This is a genomic window from Paenibacillus sp. BR2-3 (assembly GCF_046529485.1).
GTDB lineage: Bacteria > Bacillota > Bacilli > Paenibacillales > Paenibacillaceae > Paenibacillus_AQ.
Genome location: NZ_CP126311.1, coordinates 4,003,837 through 4,023,383, shown reverse-complemented (window position 1 = coordinate 4,023,383; position 19,547 = coordinate 4,003,837). Strand labels below are relative to the sequence as shown.

General features: G+C 48.1%; 19 protein-coding genes, 1 pseudogene and 1 riboswitch. Of the genes and pseudogenes, 18 read left to right on the top strand and 2 right to left on the bottom strand.

Features of this window, described 5'->3' with window-relative positions; all coding sequences use genetic code 11:
• Positions 1-121 precede the first annotated feature (121 nt).
• Positions 122-1,138: an HRDC domain-containing protein gene (locus PaeBR_RS19405; RefSeq protein WP_410512150.1), complete on the top strand. Its 1,017-nt coding sequence runs from the start codon at positions 122-124 to the stop codon at positions 1,136-1,138.
• 98 nt (positions 1,139-1,236) lie between these two features.
• Here PaeBR_RS19405 and corA read toward each other — a convergent pair whose 3' ends face one another.
• The gene (corA, locus tag PaeBR_RS19400; RefSeq protein WP_410512149.1) at positions 1,237-2,172 is read right to left on the bottom strand and encodes a magnesium/cobalt transporter CorA; all 936 of its coding nucleotides are present in this window, start codon (positions 2,170-2,172) and stop codon (positions 1,237-1,239) included.
• A gap of 396 nt (positions 2,173-2,568) precedes the next feature.
• Positions 2,569-2,704, top strand: a riboswitch (SAM riboswitch).
• Between the two features lie 108 nt (positions 2,705-2,812).
• On the opposite strand from corA, the gene metA reads away from it, so the two are divergent.
• From metA to mqnC, 3 genes are all read left to right on the top strand, one after another.
• A complete protein-coding gene (gene metA / locus PaeBR_RS19395; RefSeq protein WP_410512148.1) occupies positions 2,813-3,730 on the top strand; it encodes a homoserine O-succinyltransferase in 918 nt (305 codons plus the stop codon).
• Between the two features lie 38 nt (positions 3,731-3,768).
• Complete coding sequence (locus PaeBR_RS19390; RefSeq protein ID WP_410512147.1) at positions 3,769-4,950, top strand: aminotransferase class I/II-fold pyridoxal phosphate-dependent enzyme; 1,182 nt, start codon at positions 3,769-3,771, stop codon at positions 4,948-4,950.
• A 246-nt stretch (positions 4,951-5,196) separates the two neighbouring features.
• A complete protein-coding gene (gene mqnC, locus PaeBR_RS19385) occupies positions 5,197-6,333 on the top strand; it encodes a cyclic dehypoxanthinyl futalosine synthase (RefSeq protein ID WP_410515246.1) in 1,137 nt (378 codons plus the stop codon).
• Positions 6,334-6,453: 120 nt separating this feature from the next.
• Here mqnC and PaeBR_RS19380 read toward each other — a convergent pair whose 3' ends face one another.
• A complete protein-coding gene (locus PaeBR_RS19380) occupies positions 6,454-6,633 on the bottom strand; it encodes a transcriptional regulator (protein ID WP_410512146.1) in 180 nt (59 codons plus the stop codon).
• Positions 6,634-7,226: 593 nt separating this feature from the next.
• On the opposite strand from PaeBR_RS19380, the gene PaeBR_RS19375 reads away from it, so the two are divergent.
• From PaeBR_RS19375 to PaeBR_RS19310, 14 genes and pseudogenes are all read left to right on the top strand, one after another.
• The gene (locus PaeBR_RS19375) at positions 7,227-8,069 is read left to right on the top strand and encodes an SPFH domain-containing protein (protein WP_410512145.1); all 843 of its coding nucleotides are present in this window, start codon (positions 7,227-7,229) and stop codon (positions 8,067-8,069) included.
• 11 nt (positions 8,070-8,080) lie between these two features.
• Positions 8,081-8,248 carry a toxin-antitoxin system HicB family antitoxin gene (locus PaeBR_RS19370; RefSeq protein ID WP_410512144.1) on the top strand — a complete coding sequence of 56 codons (168 nt, stop codon included), beginning with the start codon at positions 8,081-8,083 and terminating at the stop codon, positions 8,246-8,248.
• A 312-nt stretch (positions 8,249-8,560) separates the two neighbouring features.
• The gene (locus PaeBR_RS19365) at positions 8,561-8,686 is read left to right on the top strand and encodes a hypothetical protein (RefSeq protein WP_410512143.1); all 126 of its coding nucleotides are present in this window, start codon (positions 8,561-8,563) and stop codon (positions 8,684-8,686) included.
• A 13-nt stretch (positions 8,687-8,699) separates the two neighbouring features.
• The gene (thrS, locus tag PaeBR_RS19360; RefSeq protein WP_410512142.1) at positions 8,700-10,640 is read left to right on the top strand and encodes a threonine--tRNA ligase; all 1,941 of its coding nucleotides are present in this window, start codon (positions 8,700-8,702) and stop codon (positions 10,638-10,640) included.
• 87 nt (positions 10,641-10,727) lie between these two features.
• On the top strand, positions 10,728-11,549 hold the full coding sequence (locus PaeBR_RS19355; RefSeq protein WP_410512141.1) for a 3D domain-containing protein: 822 nt from the start codon (positions 10,728-10,730) through the stop codon (positions 11,547-11,549).
• Positions 11,550-11,676: 127 nt separating this feature from the next.
• Positions 11,677-11,817, top strand: a complete 141-nt coding sequence (locus tag PaeBR_RS19350; RefSeq protein ID WP_410512140.1) for a hypothetical protein — start codon at positions 11,677-11,679, stop codon at positions 11,815-11,817.
• Between the two features lie 215 nt (positions 11,818-12,032).
• The gene (gene liaF, locus PaeBR_RS19345; RefSeq protein ID WP_410512139.1) at positions 12,033-13,127 is read left to right on the top strand and encodes a cell wall-active antibiotics response protein LiaF; all 1,095 of its coding nucleotides are present in this window, start codon (positions 12,033-12,035) and stop codon (positions 13,125-13,127) included.
• A gap of 2 nt (positions 13,128-13,129) precedes the next feature.
• Complete coding sequence (locus PaeBR_RS19340; protein ID WP_410512138.1) at positions 13,130-14,206, top strand: histidine kinase; 1,077 nt, start codon at positions 13,130-13,132, stop codon at positions 14,204-14,206.
• Between the two features lie 6 nt (positions 14,207-14,212).
• Positions 14,213-14,866, top strand: a complete 654-nt coding sequence (locus PaeBR_RS19335) for a response regulator (protein WP_410512137.1) — start codon at positions 14,213-14,215, stop codon at positions 14,864-14,866.
• A 10-nt stretch (positions 14,867-14,876) separates the two neighbouring features.
• Entirely contained in the window at positions 14,877-15,071 is a 195-nt protein-coding gene (locus PaeBR_RS19330; RefSeq protein ID WP_410512136.1) for a hypothetical protein, read from the top strand.
• Positions 15,072-15,183: 112 nt separating this feature from the next.
• Positions 15,184-15,696 (top strand): ATP phosphoribosyltransferase, encoded by a 513-nt coding sequence (gene hisG / locus PaeBR_RS19325; protein WP_410515244.1) that lies wholly within the window; start codon positions 15,184-15,186, stop codon positions 15,694-15,696.
• Positions 15,662-16,275: pseudogene (locus tag PaeBR_RS19320) on the top strand (SDR family oxidoreductase). The gene hisG and the pseudogene PaeBR_RS19320 overlap by 35 nt, the downstream one beginning before the upstream one ends.
• Complete coding sequence (purM, locus tag PaeBR_RS19315) at positions 16,268-17,335, top strand: phosphoribosylformylglycinamidine cyclo-ligase (protein WP_410512135.1); 1,068 nt, start codon at positions 16,268-16,270, stop codon at positions 17,333-17,335. The pseudogene PaeBR_RS19320 and the gene purM overlap by 8 nt, the downstream one beginning before the upstream one ends.
• 513 nt (positions 17,336-17,848) lie before the next feature.
• Positions 17,849-19,459 (top strand): S1C family serine protease, encoded by a 1,611-nt coding sequence (locus tag PaeBR_RS19310; protein WP_410512134.1) that lies wholly within the window; start codon positions 17,849-17,851, stop codon positions 19,457-19,459.
• Positions 19,460-19,547: the final 88 nt, after the last annotated feature.

Sequence of the window (19,547 nt, the reverse complement as noted above, 5' to 3'; positions counted from 1 at the left end):
ATATATGGTATTGTAGGATTTAACAGTATAGCAAATTAATGAGGGAGCACCTCTTTCGCGATTTTTCGTGAGAGAGGTGCTCTTTTTTCGTACTGTCAGAATAAGAAGGGTAGGGATTGATATGCAAATCGTGTTTATGAACCGCTTGTCCAAGAATGCCAGCAGGGATCAGGAAATGTTCGCCCAGCTTTGGATCGGGGAGGAGGAAGGTGTATGGAGTTTAGGCTGGAGGGATTTTTCAAATCCGGAAAAAAGTGTTGACAGTATATGGTATGAAGGCGGTTCATGGAGTGAAATGCTCTGTGTGTACAGGCATGAGCTGGCGGTCAAGATGGGTGAAGGCTACCGGCCCTTGATTGATGGTATTTTTCATGATGAGGATAGTTTTCCGAGCCGTAACGCCGAGCATCTGAAGCTGCAATATTACAGTGAGCAGCATAGCAATGAGAAGGTATATGAGGAATTGTGCGCTTGGCGCCGAGGAAGGTCATCCAGTGAGCGGAAGGCTCCCTACATTTTGGCAAGCAACCGGTTATTGAGGCTGTTAAGCGCATATCTGCCGCACACGCTGGAGGAATTGCTACAGTTGCCCGGAGTAGGGGAGGGAAAAGCCGCCCAGTACGGAGCCGATTGGCTGGCTATTACGGCTGCGGTGCCAAGGGAGCATCATTTTCCGCTGGGGTGGGTACATAAAGAGACTGACAAGCAATCCTTCATATCCTGGATTTACAAGCAGAAGGAGCTTAAATACAAGAAGCAGCTGGAGCGGCTGAGAATGCGGCGCCTGCTGCTGCAAGGGATTGAGCAAGGGCATGGGATGGAGCAGCTAAAAGAGGAATGCGGGGTGAGCCGCCGCGAGCTGCTGGAGGCCGTGGAGGAGCTGGAGAAGGATGGTTATTCTGTAGAGAGGCTTATTGCCCTGGAGCTTGGCAGCATGACGCAAGAGCAGCAGGAGGAGGTTTGGAGCGCGTACAGGGAACTTGGGGATGTTTTTCTGAAGCCTGTGCTTTATAAGGTGTACGGTAATGAGTTTTCCGCTCCCGGAGGGCTGGATCTGTATTATGAACGTCTACGTCTGATCCGCATACGCTTCCGGCGCGGGAATGCCGGCGTCGCAGCGATGGCCTCCAGCTTGTAAAGCCTCAGGTATGTCAAAAAGACGAAGGAATCCCTTACCCTTGAGGAGTGGGGGCCTTCGTCTTTTTCTCTGGATCGTTCTATATCGATCTATATCGCTCATAGCCAGTCTTTTTTACGGAACACATACAGCATACCGCAGCCAAGCGTTACCATTGCACCTATAACGCCGTAATAACCGTATTGTGTATGCAATTCGGGAATATTATCAAAGTTCATTCCATAAATACCTGTAATCACGGTCAGCGGCATGAATATGGTTGTAATGGCCGTAAACACTCTCATAATCTCATTGGCGCGATTGGCAATACTGGATTGGTAGGCCTCACGTAAGTTGCCCATAAGATCGCGGTACGTTTCAAAGGTCTCGGAAATTTTGACGGCATTCTCATATATATCGCTAAAATACTTCTGCAGCTGATCATCGATCAGGCGGAGGTCCTTTTTATTAAGAGTATTGATAACTTCCTTCTGCGGTCCAAGCATCTTCTTGAGCCACAGAATTTCGCTTCGCAGACCGATAATCTCACTGAGATGTGATTTCTTGGTGTGCATGAGGATATCCTCTTCCAATTTCTCAATCCGGGCTTCAATCCGGTCGCCGACGGAGAAATAATTGTCCACGACAAGGTCAATGAGCAGATACAGGAACCGGTCAGGCTCGCTGACCTCCAACTCCCACAGCATCGGCTTCAGGATGCGCAGCTCATGAAGCTTTTGTTTGGTTACGGTGATGATATAATGTCTGCCGAGAAATACGTTCAGTGCCCGCAGGAATATTTCTTCATCATCAAAGCGGATGCTGTTGACTACAATAAAGTAGTGACTTTCGTATATTTCAATCTTGGGACGCTGATCTTCTTCACTGAGGCAATCCTCTACCGCCAGATCATGGAGGTTGAACAGAGGCTGAAGGTGCACCAAATCCTCCACATCTGCATCAATCCAGTAGAACCCTTCCGCCGGAGCGGTCATTGTTGTTTCAATATCGTCGATCTGCGTAAAAATCCCCGCATTTACCAGCCGGATTTTCATCTGATTTCACTCCTTCTGTCCCTAGTCTTCTCCAGGGGGATGCTAAAAAAAGCACAGAGAAAAAAATCAGCTTGGCCGGGTCGCTTAGAGGAAGCAGGTCATAATAACATTCCAAGCGCATGAAGAAGAATTGCTCCCGCCGCCGGCAAGCTGATGATAATCCTGTGTGGTTGTTCATTCTGTACGCTTAACTGCGAGCTCGGGTCGCCTTCCATTCTCCATCACCTCTTCTTGTTCCTTGGGGTATGAAACACTTGTCTAGTATAACGCCGGGTTATGCCTCTTACAAGAAAAAAAGTTATCATTTTCAGGCTCCTGAAGCATTGTATGGACTTGACGAAAGTTAGGTTCATGATTTAAAGTAATTTCTAAAGAATTTTAACTGAATACAGCTAAATCTTATCAAGAGCAGGTGGAGGGACTGGCCCGATGAAACCCGGCAACCGGCGTGTGAACGCACGGTGCTAATTCTTGCGGAAACTGAAACTGTATGGCGCATGCGTCAGGACAGGTGTTTTCTGGCAGATGAGAGAGGCGCATATGACTGTAAAATATGACCTTTCTCGCCTTGAGAAAGGTCTTTTTATTTTATTCCGGGTCCGCTCCGCGGTCTCCATTTCATTGAAGGAGTGATAAGCAAGTGCCGATTAAAATCCCTGATAGTTTACCGGCCAAGGAAGTATTGTCCGGAGAGAATATTTTTGTGATGGACGAGAGCCAGGCCTTTCACCAGGATATACGCCCGCTGCGTATAGCTATTCTGAACTTAATGCCTACTAAGGAAACAACGGAAACGCAGCTGCTGCGTTTGATCGGTAATTCGCCTCTTCAGGTGGAAGTAGTGCTGCTTCATCCCCGCTCCCATACGTCCAAGAACACATCGGCAGAGCATCTGGAGAGCTTTTATAAAACCTTTGATGAAATTAGCCACCGGCGTCTGGATGGTCTGATTGTCACGGGTGCTCCGGTAGAACAGATGGAGTTCGAGGATGTGAATTACTGGGAAGAATTGAAAGAGATTTTTGAATGGAGCAAGCATCACGTGACTTCGACCATGCATATATGTTGGGCTGCACAGGCAGGATTATACCATCACTTTGGTGTTCGCAAAGAAAGCCTGGATGAGAAATGCTTCGGCGTATTCCCGCACACGGTCAAATCCAGTAATGTTAAGCTTCTGCGCGGCTTTGATGAACTGTTTTATGTTCCCCATTCCCGGCATACTGACGTTTCCCGTGAAGATATCGAGGCTACGCCGGAACTGCAGATTCTCGCGGAATCGGAAGAGGCTGGCATTTATCTGGTGGCAACCCATGATGGTAAACAGATCTTCGTAACCGGTCACTCCGAGTATGACCCCTTTTCGCTGAAGTGGGAATATGACCGCGATGTCGCCAAAGGTATGGAAGTGGTACTGCCGAAGCATTACTATCCAAATGATGATCCGCAGCGTACACCGCCCGCAGTCTGGCGTGCCCATGCTAACCTATTATTCGCCAACTGGCTCAATTACTATGTATATCAGGAAACCCCTTACGATATTGGACCCATGATTTAATAAAACTCAAGCTATAAACAAAAAACAGGAGGCTTACCATGGACGAGAAACTCAGAATTGAAAGCAGGCTGGCTCAAATGGGCTCACAGGAAGATCCGGCTACCGGAGCGGTTAATTACCCTATCTATCAATCCACTGCCTTCCGGCATCCGCGCCTGGGACAAAGTACCGGCTTTGACTACATCCGCACCAAGAATCCGACACGCTCCGTACTGGAAAATGCCGCAGCTGAACTGGAATCCGGCGACGCCGCATTTGCCTGCAGCTCTGGAATGGCTGCGCTTCAAACCGTGTTTGCCTATTTCAGCCAAGGGGATCATTTAATCGTTTCGCTCGATTTGTACGGAGGAACCTACCGGCTGCTTGAGCGGATTCTGTCCAGATTTGGAATTACCGCCTCCTACGTGGATACCAATGATTTGAATGCGCTGGAAGACATTCGCCGCCCGAATACAAAAGCGGTATTCATTGAAACGCCGACCAACCCGCTCATGATGATTACAGACATCGAGGCTGTGTGTACCTGGGCCCGCCGGCATGATCTGCTCACGATAGTGGACAACACGCTGCTTACACCCTTTTTCCAGCGGCCGCTGGAGCTTGGTGCCGATATTATTGTCCACAGTGCAACGAAATACCTGGGCGGACATAATGATGTATTGGCGGGTCTTATCGTTACCAAGGGCGAAGCCTTGTCGGCTGAAATGGCTATTTTGCATAACTCCATTGGAGCCGTGCTGTCACCATCAGACAGCTATCAGTTGATGAGAGGGATGAAGACGCTGGCCCTGCGGATGGAGCGGCACCAGAGCAACGCTTTGGCAATTGCCCACTTTCTGAAGGATCACCCCGCTGTAGCGGAAGTGTTCCATCCCGGGCTTCCGGAACACCCGGGATTCGAGATTCAGAACCGTCAGGCATCCGGAAATACGGGTATTTTCTCTTTTAAATTAAAAGATGCCAGATACGTGGAGCCGTTGCTCCGTCATGTTCGGCTTATTGCTTTTGCAGAGAGCCTGGGCGGTGTAGAATCGCTTATGACTTACCCGGCAGTGCAGACCCACGCCGACATACCAGTGGAGATCCGGGATGCGGTGGGTGTGGATGACCGTCTGCTCCGCTTCTCTGTCGGTATTGAGCATGTGAACGATTTGATCGCTGACCTCGGAAATGCGCTGGAAGCTGCACGGGGAGAAGTGGAAGAGGCCGTTGCCCGATAGTACACAGAGGAAGTGGCCTGTTCGCTGAGATTTTTGCAGTTCTTTTCTAAATCAAAGTGGGACTCCCAGCCATTTGTATGGCCTTCCGGGAGTCTCCTTTTTTTGCTGCGGGATAAGCAGCCGCCAAAACCTTTATTTTTAAAGAAGGTCAGTTTATGTTACGATAATGTAACGAGTTTGTTCATTTGATATGCAAATTTTATGAATCTACCATACAGTTATAGGCATAGAGGGAGGCTGCGAATGATGGGTGGAATAGACCTTATTCTGGATAAGGCGCTGCGGGGTGACCGTTTGCAATTAGAGGACACCGTCAAGCTGTTCGAGAGCAATGAGATAGAGAAAATGGGGGCTGCTGCGAATATTATTATGAAAAGGTGGCATCCCGATCCGCTGGCTACCTTTGTCATCGGCCGCAATATCAATTATACGAATGTATGCGATGTATACTGTCGCTTTTGCGCGTTTTACCGCAGACCGGGCTCGGAAGAAGGTTACGTGCTGCCGGATGAGGCGATATTCCAAAAAATTTCGGAAACGATCGGCGTGAATGGAACCGAAATCCTGATGCAGGGCGGCACGAACCCTAACCTGCCTTTCAGCTATTATACGGACCTGCTTCGGGGGATCAAGCAGCGTTTCCCGGAGATTACGATGCATTCCTTCTCACCTGCCGAGATTATGAAAATGAAGGAAGTTTCGGGGCTTACGCTGGAAGAGGTAGTGCGGGAGATTCATGCTGCCGGTCTGGATTCGCTGCCGGGTGGCGGTGCAGAAATCCTCGATGACCGGACGCGCCGCAAAATCAGCCGCCTCAAGGGCTCCTGGCGCGAGTGGATGGACGTCATGCAAACGGCGCACAAAGTGGGTATGAATACTACCGCGACAATGGTTATCGGTCTGGGCGAGAGCATGGAGGAACGGGCCCTTCATTTACTGCGGGTACGTGAGGCTCAGGATGAATGCATCGCCAATAAGTACGATTCGGAGGGCTTCCTGGCATTCATCTCCTGGACGTTCCAGCCGGACAATACAAACCTGAAGCTGGATAGACAAACACCGGAGGAGTACCTGAAAACGGTGGCTATCAGCAGGATCGTGCTGGATAACATCAAGAACTTCCAATCCTCCTGGGTGACCATGGGGCCCGAAGTAGGCAAGCTTTCGCTTGATTATGGCTGCAATGATTTCGGCAGCACGATGATTGAAGAGAACGTCGTATCCTCAGCGGGAGCAACGTACAAGGTCAACATCGAATCCATCACCCAACTCATCCGCGAGGCTGGCAAAATCCCGGCGCAGCGTAATACGCGCTACGATATTCTGCGGGTATTCAACGATGTGGACGCGAAGATTGATAATGATTTTATTATGCAGAACTGACAGGTTCGGGGAACCAGCAATTTTTTATACAGTGAATAACAAACAGGCCAACTTCTCTTCCTGACGGGAGAAGTTGGCCTGTTTGTTTGGTACTAGTCTATAGGCGCTGAGGGTTTGCTGTTATTGCGCAGCTTCCCATTTGCAGCGAACAGGGGAGACTATCGCATTTTCCTGTTTCAGTTCTTTAAAAGCTTTGTCGATTGCTTTACGGTCCAAACCGGAGAGCTTCTCAACCTCGCCCGCACTGACAGGCGCTCCGGCAGATTTTATACATTCCAGCACTTCGTCCTTGACACTCATCGATTCATCCTCCTCTTAAACTTGAGAATTTGCAGATTCTCATTAATAAAAGTATAAGAGATTCCTTAATAGATGCAGTGATATTTTTCTGTGTTTTTTCAATAAAGCCATTTGTCACCCATCCGGCGGGATTCCCTCCGTATTCTCTCGTATTACCTCGTACTCACTAATGTCTACGTATCCCCAGCCAGGCTACATAACGACCTTTTTACCGTGTCCACTCTATTGACAGAAGTACATAATAACCCTTAGTTGCACTTTGTACATTTAAAATGGGCTCGTATCACGGGAAAAGGTTGTTTAATTGTATTCTGTGCAGCTATGTTCGGGGTAGAGGACCGCGAAACGAGTTTCTCTGGAATGTAATTGTACGAAGTACAACTAAAGCCCAATGTTAACTCAACGGAGTCCATATAAGTGTACAAAGTGCAATTGCCCAGTTTATTTAGGGTTCAATCCAGTTTTTCAGGGTCCCATTTAGTAAGCATATAGTTTTAAAAAAAGATCGAGTTTTCCTCATATATAGGTTTACATTAATATCCAATAGTGATATCATAATCATATCAAATACATATCTTATTGGAGGTATTCATGTGAAGGAGAAAATACTTCATCCAGTTAGCGGATTTTGGGTCATCGCATTGCTTGCGGTTTGTCTCGGCGGTGGAATTTACGGTGCTTCTCAGGAGTACATTGCCGCACCTGTTATTCTGTTCCTGGTTGCCGCAGTGCTTCTTACGAGCATTACAGTTGTACAGCCGAACAAATCTGTAGTGGTCACTTTTTTCGGGAAATATGTGGGGACGATCGCCACAAGCGGTATGTGGGCAGTTACACCCTTCAGTGTCCGCAAGACAGTCTCCCTGCGTGTCCGCAACTTTAACAGCGTCAAGCTAAAGGTTAATGATGTTGAAGGCAACCCGATTGAAATTGCAGCAGTTATCGTGTTCAAAGTTATTAATTCGGCAAAAGCGCTATTCGATGTGGATAAGTATATGGCGTTCGTGGAAATTCAGAGCGAGACGGCGCTGCGCCATGTAGCCAGCAAATATCCTTACGATAATTTCAACGAATCCGGCATGTCCCTGCGTGCCAATGCTGATGAAATCGCTAAAGAGCTGGCGGTGGAGCTGCAGGATCGCCTGTCCTTATCCGGTGTAGAAGTGATAGAAGCGCGGCTTACGCATCTGGCTTATTCTACAGAAATCGCAAGCACCATGCTGCAGCGTCAGCAGGCGTCCGCAATTCTGTCTGCACGCCAGATAATCGTAGAGGGCGCTGTCGGTATGGTGGATTTGGCCATCAGGCAGCTCAAGGATAGCGGAGTCGTTGGGCTTGATGAGGAACGCAAAGCGGCGATGATTAACAATCTGATGGTAGCGATTGTGTCGGAACGCGGAGCGAGTCCGGTTATTAACACCGGCTCGTTGTATTAAGGCGGTTTATCATGGCGGCCAAGAAAAGCTTTCCGCTGCGGATTGATCCTGAGATCCATGAGGCTCTAGAACGCTGGGCGGGAGAGGAATTCCGCAGTGTAAACGGACATATTGAATACTTGCTGCGTGAGTCTTTGAAACGCGCAGGCCGCCTGCCTGAACGAAAACGCCGGGAATGACTTCAAGGTGGGCTTGACGGACGGAGACGACAGAATTATAATTACACATAATTCACGTTAACAGCTTCGACAAAGACATGAATCGACAGATGGACCGTTCAGAGAGAGGAAACAATGGGCTGTAATTTCCTCCGGTATCCGATTCCGATTTACCCCTTTGTAGCTGCGGTTATGAATTCCCTGAAGCTCAGCTTAGTGCCTTTCTTCGATAAGGGATAGTAAGAACCGCCGGTTCATGGCCGTTATACCCATGCTGATGAAGGATTCTGTCTCCCAAGCCGCTTCTGAAGCGGAAAGCGAGAGGAATTGAATTTGGGTGGAACCACGGGTGTAATCACTCGTCCCTTTGCGGGACGGGTGTTTTTTGTATGCGTGGATATTTCCGTTCCGCAAAACTTGACGGCAAAGACCGTTCTGAATAAGCAATCCCAAACCTAGAGGAGGAAAAACAATGGCAGTAAGTATCAAGCTCCCGGACGGCTCGGTCCGGGAATACGCAAAAGGCAGCAGCATTGATGATGTAGCAGCCTCTATCAGCAGCGGACTGCGCAAGAATGCGGCCGCCGGCAAAATGAACGGGGTCGTTGTAGATTTATCTACTCCGGTGGAAGAAGGCGCACTGGTAGAAATCGTAACCCTGGACTCTTCAGAAGGTCTTGAAGTTATGCGCCACAGTACGGCTCACCTGATGGCTCAGGCGGTAAGACGGCTGTTCGGAGCCAAGGAGGTTAAGCTTGGCGTAGGCCCGGTAATCGAAGATGGCTTCTACTACGATATGGATTTGGAGCATTCGCTTAATCCTGAGGATCTTCTGAAGATTGAGAAGGAAATGGAACGAATCGTATCCGAGAACCTGCCTATCGTACGAAAAGAGGTTAGCCGCAAGGAAGCGCTGGAGATCTTCGGCGAGCTGGGCGACCCTTACAAGCTCGAACTGATTGAGGCGCTGCCTGAAGAAAGCGTCATTACTATTTATGAACAGGGCGAATTTTTCGATCTGTGCCGGGGTCCACACTTGCCTTCTACCTCTAAAATCAAAATATTCAAACTGATGAATGTAGCCGGTGCCTACTGGCGCGGCGACAGCAAGAACAAAATGCTGCAGCGGGTATACGGTACTGCCTGGATCAAAAAAGCGCAGCTGGATGAGTATCTCCGTCTGCTGGAAGAAGCGAAGAAACGCGATCACCGCAAGCTGGGCAAAGAGCTGGAGATCTTCACTTTTAATCCATTGGTGGGTCAGGGATTACCGATTTGGTTGCCGAAAGGCGCCAAGCTGCGCAGTATTCTGGAGCGCTATATCGTAGATCTGGAAGCCAGTCTCGGATACCAGCATGTTTACACTCCGGTGCTTGGAAACGTTGAGTTGTATAAAACTTCCGGTCATTGGGAGCACTATCAAGAGGATATGTTCCCGAAAATGGCCATTGATAACGAGGAGTTTGTACTCCGTCCAATGAACTGTCCGCATCATATGATGGTATATAAGAGCTCCATGCACAGCTATCGTGATCTGCCGATCCGTATCGCCGAGCTTGGGACCATGCACCGCTATGAAATGTCGGGTGCTTTAACCGGTTTGCACCGGGTTCGCTCCATGACTCTGAACGACTCCCATATTTTCTGCCGGTTGGATCAGATCAAGAGCGAGTTCACCAGAGTTCTGGAACTGATCAAGCAAGTATATAGTGATTTCGGTATTCACGATTACCGTTTCCGTCTGTCGTACCGTGATCCGCAGGACACTGAGAAGTATTTCCAAAATGACGAAATGTGGGAAACTGCCCAGCGGATGCTGCGCGAAGTTGCCGAAGAGGCAGGATTACCGTTCTTCGAAGCGGAAGGGGAGGCTGCCTTCTACGGGCCGAAGCTGGACGTGCAAATCCGTACCGCGCTCGGCAAGGAAGAGACGCTCTCCACTGTGCAGATCGACTTCCTGCTGCCGGAGCGCTTTGAGCTGGAATATGTCGGTGACGACGGTCAGAAGCACCGTCCGGTCGTACTGCACCGCGGCGTTCTCAGTACTATGGAACGGTTTGTGGCCTTCTTATTGGAGAATTTCACCGGTGCGCTTCCGCTCTGGCTTTCCCCGCAGCAGGTTAAGGTTATCCCGGTTTCCACCGCCTTTGATGATTATGCGAAGGAAGTGACGGACAGACTCCGCCGCCGCGGCATTTCTGCTGATGCGGATCTGCGAAACGAGAAGCTTGGCTACAAAATTCGTGAAGCCCAGCTGGAAAAGCTGCCTTACATGTTCGTAGTCGGTGAGAACGAGAAGAACGCAGAGACCGTGTCTATCCGCAAACGCGGAGAAGGCGATATTGGGGCTAAGCCGCTTCAAGAGGTTATAGATTCACTAGCTGAAGAAATCGCATCACGCGTCATTTTTTAGTCATATGACCTTGAAGCGCATTTATGTGTTTCATGTATAAAATTTTGGAAAACGGGAAACCTTCGCTAATAGGGGGAGGTTTGTCAAATGAACAAAATGGGCATATGGCAGAGGCTTTGGTGTATTCTTGTTACATTTACGCTGCTTCTGACTGCATCCGGAGTTTATGCGAAATCAAGTTTACATGAATCCAAGCCGCTTGCTGCGGGCAATGTTTCTTATCAGCAGAGCAGCACTATTCAAAAAACAGTGAATCCGCAAAATAAAAGCTTAACAACAGCCGGTGGGTCCGGCAATGGAATAACGAGGCAGCTTACACTGAGCCGAGCAATAGTTCCATCCGCACCAGCCGCAACGAAATCACAACTGCCTGTTAAGAAGTCGGCAAAACCGAAGAAAGCCGCTTCTAAAGGTAAAGGTAAAGGTAAAAGTTATGCGCTAAAAACACCCATATCCGTACCGGTAGCCGCACCGGCAGCGGAGCAAATTATCCGGACAATGAAGGTAACGGCAACGGGTTATACCGCCGGGTTTGAATCTACTGGCAAAAACCCGAATCATCCAGAGTACGGTATTACTTATTCCGGTGTTAAAGTACGCAGGGATAAAAATTCCTTGTCGACCATTGCAGCGGACCCGAAGGTGTTGCCTATAGGCAGTATCCTTTATATACCGGGCTATGGATATGCTGTTGTCGCGGATACCGGTTCAGCCATTAAAGGCCGCAAGATTGATCTGTATTTTTCGACTACGAAACAGGTTTTTAAGGAATGGGGCAAAAAAACAGTCGAAGTTCAGCTGATCAAACGAGGCCGCGGAAAAGTGTCGGAAGTGATGCTGAAAGATCTCAGTAAAGCCATCAAGACCTATAATTCTGTTCCGCAGTCCCTGCTGGAAGAAATTATTTAACCCGGCGAGTCCGTGGCAACAGATTGATCCGATTTTCACTTGGTCATGCATAATAGTGTGGCCCTCTTCCCATAATACGGACTGGGGCAAGCAGTTCAGCCTCTTCCGAAGATGGGAGGTGAATTCCATGGCCAAGAAATCAAAGGTTCAAGAAAACTACAAAACACCGAATGAAAAATTCGATGCCGAATTTGCAACAGAGAATCAAGGTACAACCAAGCAAAGTGGCAACAATATGGCTAAACCCGTCCAAAAACCGCAGCAATAATGCAGTGAGAAATCCAAAAGCAGTACTCTGCTGAGAAAATGCCCCGCCTTTTTATAAGGTGCGGGCGTTTTTTTGTTCAATTCTTCCACCTCCCTCGGTCCGAAGACGGAGACAAGATTCCTTCTCACGCCGCTGTTTCTGATCCTTGCGTTGCTGTACACTAAGGTCATAGATTGCAAAAGAACCAGTGACATTATAATTAAGGAGAAATGGCGATGAAAAGACGACTGACAAGCCAGATCATCGGCGGATTGGTTCTGATCGGAATTGGAACGATATTTTTATTAAGACAGATGGGATACACCGATTTCAGCATCGGTTATGTCTTCTCCAACTACTGGCCGGTTATCCTGATCGTAATGGGCGTACAGCGCCTGCTCGCGACCGGGGATTACGGTTCCAGAGGATCTTCATTTATTACCGGGGTTTTCTTTACGGCGATGGGGATATTTTTTCTGGGCCGCAATCTGGAGTGGTTCGACCTTTCAACAAGTGAATTCTTCAAAATGTTCATTCCGGTCCTCCTGATCGGCGGCGGAATTTATGTGATTTTTAAACCCCGTCATACCGGGCCGCCCGCACCGCCAGTTCCACCAAGCTACTTCCCGCCGGATAAGGGACCGGTAAACGTGGAGCCTCCGAAACCGCTGGAGTCCACCCTCGACGAACAATTTGCAGAGAAATTCGGCAAGCCTGCGGGCGAACAGGATGTCCTTGGAAGTCAAGCGGCAGCAGGCGGCAAGACCGATTGGGATCGTTATCTTAGCAAGGATCAAGAGGACAATCCCGGTCTGCACTCCCATGCGGAATCCCGCTGGAGAGAGAAGCGGGAGCGCCATGAGCGCAGATACCAGGAACGGATGGAGCGGCATGCCCGCAAGCACGATGCCCACTGGCATGAGGAGTTTCACGATAACAATAAGTGCAAAGATACGACGAACCGCTCAGCGTTTATCGGGGATATCCACATGGGGCGGGAACATTTTCAATTGAAAAATACGAACCTGTCGCAATTTATCGGTGACACGGTGCTCGATCTGACCAATGCGCAAATTCCCTACGGCGAGACGAAGATAAATATTTCCGCTTTTGTCGGGGATATCAAAGTCTATATTCCGGATGATATGGACCTGGGCATTTCGGTGAACAGCAGTTCTTTTATCGGCGATATGCAGGTGCTGGACCAGTCGCGCGGCGGGTTTATGAGCAATGCTCAATGCAAGACCCCCTACTACAAGGAAGCGGGCAAAAAAATCCGCATTAACGTTAGCGCCTTCATCGGAGATATTAAGGTTAAAACGGTGGGCTAAGCATGGGAACTCTTTTTAAAAATACAAAGTGGGTGCTGCAGATTTATTTTCTCCTCAGCGGGGTTGTGTCTGCAGCACTGATCTATGCCGGAAGCTGTCTTGGTTATATAAAGGTTGTCGATTACCGGATGTGGCTGTATTTAAGTCTGGGAATTATACTTTTTACCATTGTACTCGGGTATATGGCGGGTCAGCGAATTCAGCGGCGGATCGATCATATTGATCTGAATATGCTGCAGGTAGCCAAGGGCAATCTTTCTGTCCGGATGCCGGAGAGCGATGATCCGTCTTTTGCGAGAGTTTACCATGAGTTTAATGTCATGATGGATACCGTTGAGAACAAAATGAAGCTGCTGCAGCGTCTCGGCGAACAGGAGGTCATTGAGAAGGAGAAAGCTTCGGAGAGCGCGGTTCTGGAGGAACGGCGGCGGATGGCCCGGGATCTGCATGATACGGTGAGCCAGCAGCTGTTCGCTATTCACATGTCCGCCTCCTCCCTGCCAAAAGTGCTCGAACGGAATGAAGCACAGGGAAAAACGGTAATGGATCAGTTGATCACGATGTCGCAAATGGCCCAAAAACAGATGAGAGCGCTCATTGCACAATTGCGTCCAGTAGAGCTGGAAGGCAGGAATCTGTTCGAGGCGCTGGAGAAATGGTTCCCGGATTATTGCCGCCAGAACGGTCTGAAGGGCATGAAGGAGCTGGAGCTGCAAGGAGAGCTTTCCGAGGCCATTGAGCATCAGCTGTTCCTTATTATTCAGGAAGCCATGGCGAATATCGTGAAGCATGCGGGAGCACGGCTTGTAAGCCTGTCGCTGCGTGAAGGGCCACGGCAGGTAGTGCTGAGTATCAGCGATGATGGGCACGGTTTTGAGCTTATGCAGAATAAGCATGGATCTTACGGCTTGATTACCATGAGAGAGCGTGCGGAAAAGCTGGGCGGCCAGGTAGAGATTATAAGCCGCAAGGGTGCTGGAACGACGATCCGCGTACATATTCCCAAGTTTGTTCAGAAAAACGAGAGACCACAGCTCACCGCTGTAGATGCAGAGAGCGACGGGGAAGAGGAGGCATAAAGTAAGATGAGTGCTATTAAAATATTGCTCGTTGATGATCATGACATGGTCCGGATGGGCCTCAAAACCTATTTGATGCTTGAGCCCACATTTGAAGTGATTGGAGAAGCCGCCAATGGGCTGAAAGCGCTGGAAATGCTGCGGACCGGCTGGGATGGAGGTTTGCCTGACCTCGTGCTGATGGACCTTATGATGCCGGTGATGAACGGTGCGGAGACCACAAGAGCTGTACTGAAGGAATTTCCCGCTTTGAAAATAGTAATACTGACCAGCTTCCTGGAAGACGATCTTGTAGTGGATGCCATTGAAGCAGGTGCTGTCAGTTATGTCTTAAAAACAGTGTCGGCAGAGGAACTGATCTATGCGCTGCAAGGAGCGTACCGCGGCATGCCGGTGATGACCGGGGATGTATCGCAGGCACTGACACGCGGTATCCGCCAACGGACCGTTCAGGGCGACTCCTCCGGACTTACCGAACGCGAGAAAGAAGTCCTGCTTCTCATCGCCGAGGGCAAAACCAACAAGGATATCGGCGAGGAGCTTCATATCAGCATCAAGACCGTGAAGACGCATGTAAGTAACCTGCTGATGAAATGCGAGCTGGACGATCGTACGCAGCTTGCAATCTACGCCCACCGCAAGGGCTGGGCGCAGGGGTAGTTGACTCGCCATGTTTATTATGGCATCTGAATTGGAAGTTCTCTTGTTACCTGGAGCTAGTACACATGCACATGCTCGTCATTCCAATATTATTAGCTTAATTGTATTTTCTGCAGCTAAAACACCTAATATAGCAGCCAATGATCGTTTAATTGTATATTGTGCTGCTATATCCCCGGTAGAGAGCAATAAACCGAAGCGTTGATTCGTTTCGGAATGCCTAAAGGAGTCGTAAAGCGAAAGTCTATCTCGTTAATTGAAGACTTATTAAGAGTTCCCATTAACAAAGACAAGCTGCATTTTTTGATCAAGGTGATATTCATTATTATTTGCTGAAACATAGAGATATTCCAAGACTTATTGAATTAGGATATTTGGATTTAGGGATCACCTCCACAGAATGGCTTTATGAGAATGGTTCCGATCTATACATTCATAAGGAACTCGACTGGTGCGATACCCGGATTAGCCTAATCAGTGATAAAGATAGTCCTGTATTAAGCGAGAACACGACCATTCGCTGTATCACGGAGTTCCCAAGAATTACTCGTGATTTTTTCAGCAGGACCAACAAAAATAATGTAACCATCGATAATATATCAGGATCAAGCGAAGCGCTAGTACCAAGTATTTACAATTGCTGTGTGGATTGCGTGGAAACCGGGAAAACTTTACTATTGCATAATTTGACGGAAGAAAGTATTTTTTATAAATCCCAAATTGTGCTTGTTAGTAAACATACCGTGCGCAATCAGACTGAAAATCTGATAACAACGATAATGGAGCTGATGAGTCATAAAGAACAAAACTGTACTATTAACGGGATGTAGTAAGGGTATTGGGAAAGTAATCGCTAGAAAGCTAATTAATCAGGGCGAATACACTGTTTATGCCATTACGAAAAATCCTCAAGATGTCACACTCGATTTGACCGCTAACCTGAATTTGTATTCTTGTGATCTTACAGATTTATCCCTCTCTATTAAAACCATACTTCAAGTAGTGCAGGAATCCGGGGGGATCGATATCTTAATCAATAACGCAGGAATAGGCAAGTTCGCTTTAGCAGAAGATTTGGAGCTGGATCATTGGAATCAAGTTTCGGTAGGCTGATTCATATTACCTCCGACGCAGATCATATAGGATTTGCCGAAGGTAGTTTATATTGCGCTTCGAAATTCGGTCTTCGAGGCTTCGCAGATTCCGTCAGGCAGGAATTGAAAGGAACTCCGATTACAGTTACAACTATCGGTCCGGGACGTGTCGACACCTTTTTTAATGGAAAAAAGCCGGGAGACCGTCCGATTTCACTTTATGCCGATGATGTCGCCGATCAGGTTATGCATGTATTATCACAAGGACAGCGATGCGAGATTGAGCGCATATATTTAAAATCAACTTTTGAATAAAACAGTGGGGGGCGAACACATGACTCAAGAATTTTCTTATAAATCATCGGGCGTTAATATTGAAAACGCTGACGAAACCAAAAGAGAAATGGCTGACAGCATGGAAACAAGTGACTCCAGAATATTAAACCGTCCTGGGGCCTTTGCTTCTTTATTTGAAGCCAAATTTCCTGGTGTCGACAATCCGGTATTGGTTCTTAAAGCGGAAGAACCTGGCTCGAAGCAATTGTTGGCTTTCGAGCTGGATAAGGTCGAGAGTATATGCTATGACCTCATCAATCACTTAATCAACGATATCATCGTAATGGGGGCAAAGCCTGAGGTTGTCCTCGATATTATTCTGTGCGGAAAAATAGAAAAAGAAATTGTGCTCCGTATTGTTCGCACCATTGCCGACGCTAGCAGGAAGCAGGGTTGCCAGCTTATCGGTGGAGAAACTTCCGAGCAGCCGCGTGTGTTGCCCGAAGGCGGTTATATGCTGAATGCAAGCATCCTAGGGGTGGTGGATAAAAGCAAAATTATTGACGGCTCCCGCATAAAAGCTGGGGATGTTGTTCTTGCGTTGGCCTCCAATGGGCTTCATACTAACGGATACTCGCTGGTTCGCAAATTAATGGAGGAGCGTCCCGAAATAAAAACGGAAAACATAGCCGGAAAATCGTTTATGGATACTATTTTGCAACCCCATAAGTGTTATTACCAAGAGTTGGAAGGCTTATTCGATACTTCCTTAATGCACGGTCTGGCCCATATCACTGGAGGCGGAATAGAAGGGAATCTGAATCGCATTTTGCCTATTCATACTGCTGCTCGAATTAATCTTGATCAAATCCGAGTACCGCAAGTTTTCAAGACTATTAAGCGTTACGGCAGTGTAGACGATAAAGACATGCTCCGTACCTTTAATATGGGAGTAGGCATCGTGCTGGTCGCTTCCAAGAACGAAGCAGGTTTTATCATGCAGCATCTGGAGTCAAAAGGCTGCGAGGCTTACCCTATCGGTGAGATTGTTGAAGGCGATCAAACGATTCAGTTTATAAACTCTCTGTCATGGGAATAGGTTAATCTTATTAAATGCTCATGCTTACCATTATCTGCGCCACTGGTGACCAAATCAGCATTTCTCAAATGGGTGACTGTTATAATTGGGAAAACTACAAACTAGAGTCAACGTCAAATAAACGGACTTTCCAGATTGCCGGAAGCTTGTCCAGCAACAGAAAACATGGAAATTGGATGAAACTATAGTTTCACTCCATACTTTTTCCTTCTATTTTTACGAGAAACGGGTGCCGTCCCTTTAAGGACGGCACCCGTTTCTTCTTATGCTTCCCTGCTTAGGGGAGGGGTATCGGAGCGGAAAGTTTACGTCCGCCTTTGAAATCGTGTTCCACCCGCAGGGTAAATTCAGGGAACACGATTTCAACAGCGGTGGAGCCCGAGTACCCCTCCCCGATTTTATCTAAGCTTAAATTGTTTTTAATGTGACCTTAAGGTTTAAAGTACAAAATAAAGACAAGACAAGAAAACAAATACTCCTTGTCAGGCAGACAGGGCGCGGGAGGTAAGAAACATGGACGACAACAAAAACAGATTCACTCGTGATAATGAACCGTCACCGGATCGGGATTGGAACAGCGGCAGCGGTCAGTCCGAATCAGGATCATCATACTATTATTCCTATGGACCTTTTAAATCTATTAACAAGGATGAATCGGATGGGGTAGAGCATTATAATCGGCGGGAGCCGGAGCGGGTTGAGATTACACCTCCACAGCCTGTGAAGCCGATTCCTTACAGCACATCCATTCGTACCACCGGCTTTGACGGAAACGGAGGAGGCCGTAACGGAAATGGAGGGAATGGCTCTGACGGCGGCAACGGTTGGCAGTATAACCGCAAGCCGAAGAGCTCTTTCAAGAGTGTGCTGATTTCTTTTCTGGCCGGGATGATCGTTCTGTCAGGCTCTATGTTTGCGGCAGACCGGGGCAACTGGTTCACCTCAGAACCTGAAGCGGTTTCCGTAACGGCGGCTGCTAAGGCGACCAGTGAGAGTGCAAGCGTAGCACCTTCCACTGCTACTACAGCTTTGATCACCGGATCAGGAGATGTTTCAAGCGTAGTGGATGGTGTAGGACCAGCAGTTGTCAAGATTGAGACCCTGGTGAATTCCAGTTCGCGAAGTCAAAGCAATCCTAATTTGAGCGATCCGTTCTCCCAATTCTTTTTCGGTGACCAGTTTGGTTCTCCGCAGCAGTCGCAGCCGGATTCAGGGTCCCAATCGGACTCGAATACACAGCTGGTCCCTTATGGAATAGGAACAGGTTTTATCTATGATAAAGCCGGATATATTTTGACTAACCAGCACGTAATTAATGGTGCGGATGTTATTCAGGTCACACTGGATGGCAATACCAAACCTTATGAAGCGAAGCTGCTGGGCTCCAGCAAGGATCTGGATTTGGCTGTTCTGAAAATAGAGGGAGACAACAGCTTTCCTGTAGTGGCGCTGGGTGATTCCGATTCATTGAAGGTAGGCTCGGAGGTAGTGGCAATCGGTAACCCTCAGGGCTTCGATCATACGGTAACAGCCGGTGTTCTGAGTGCCAAAGGACGGAGTATTGATATCAATGAAGAAGATGGCAGCGGCACCCGCAACTATAAGGACCTGCTGCAGACAGATGCTTCGATTAACCCCGGTAATTCCGGTGGTCCACTGCTTAATATGAGCGGCCAAGTCATAGGCATGAACGTAGCTGTCAGTACGGATTCGCAAGGTATCGGTTTCGCTATATCGGTAAACACGATTAAAGAAGTTCTTGATAAGCTTGAAGCAAATCAGGCTATTCCGAAAGAACCGGTTCCCTTTATCGGCGCATCTCTTATGACGATTACGGATGAAGTGGCCAAACAAATGGGCACTGATATTAAAGAAGGTTCCGTTGTAGCTGAGATTATTTATAAGTCCCCTGCTTACGTAGCCGATCTGCGCCCTTATGATATCATTTCAGGGGTAAACGGCACAAAATATGCAACTAGTCAGGAATTGGTCGATTTCATTCAAACCCTTAAGGTTGGTGACAAAGCCACGCTGAATGTAGTCCGCGATGGTAAAACGCTGGATCTTCCGATTACGATCGGTAACAAAAACGACTTCGATACTACTCAAACTCAGCGACAGTAACCAATCCGGACGGGGAATTCAGAAGCGGAAGGGGCAGCCCTTCCGTTTTTGCTGCACCGGGATGTCAATCTACGAATTCATTGATACA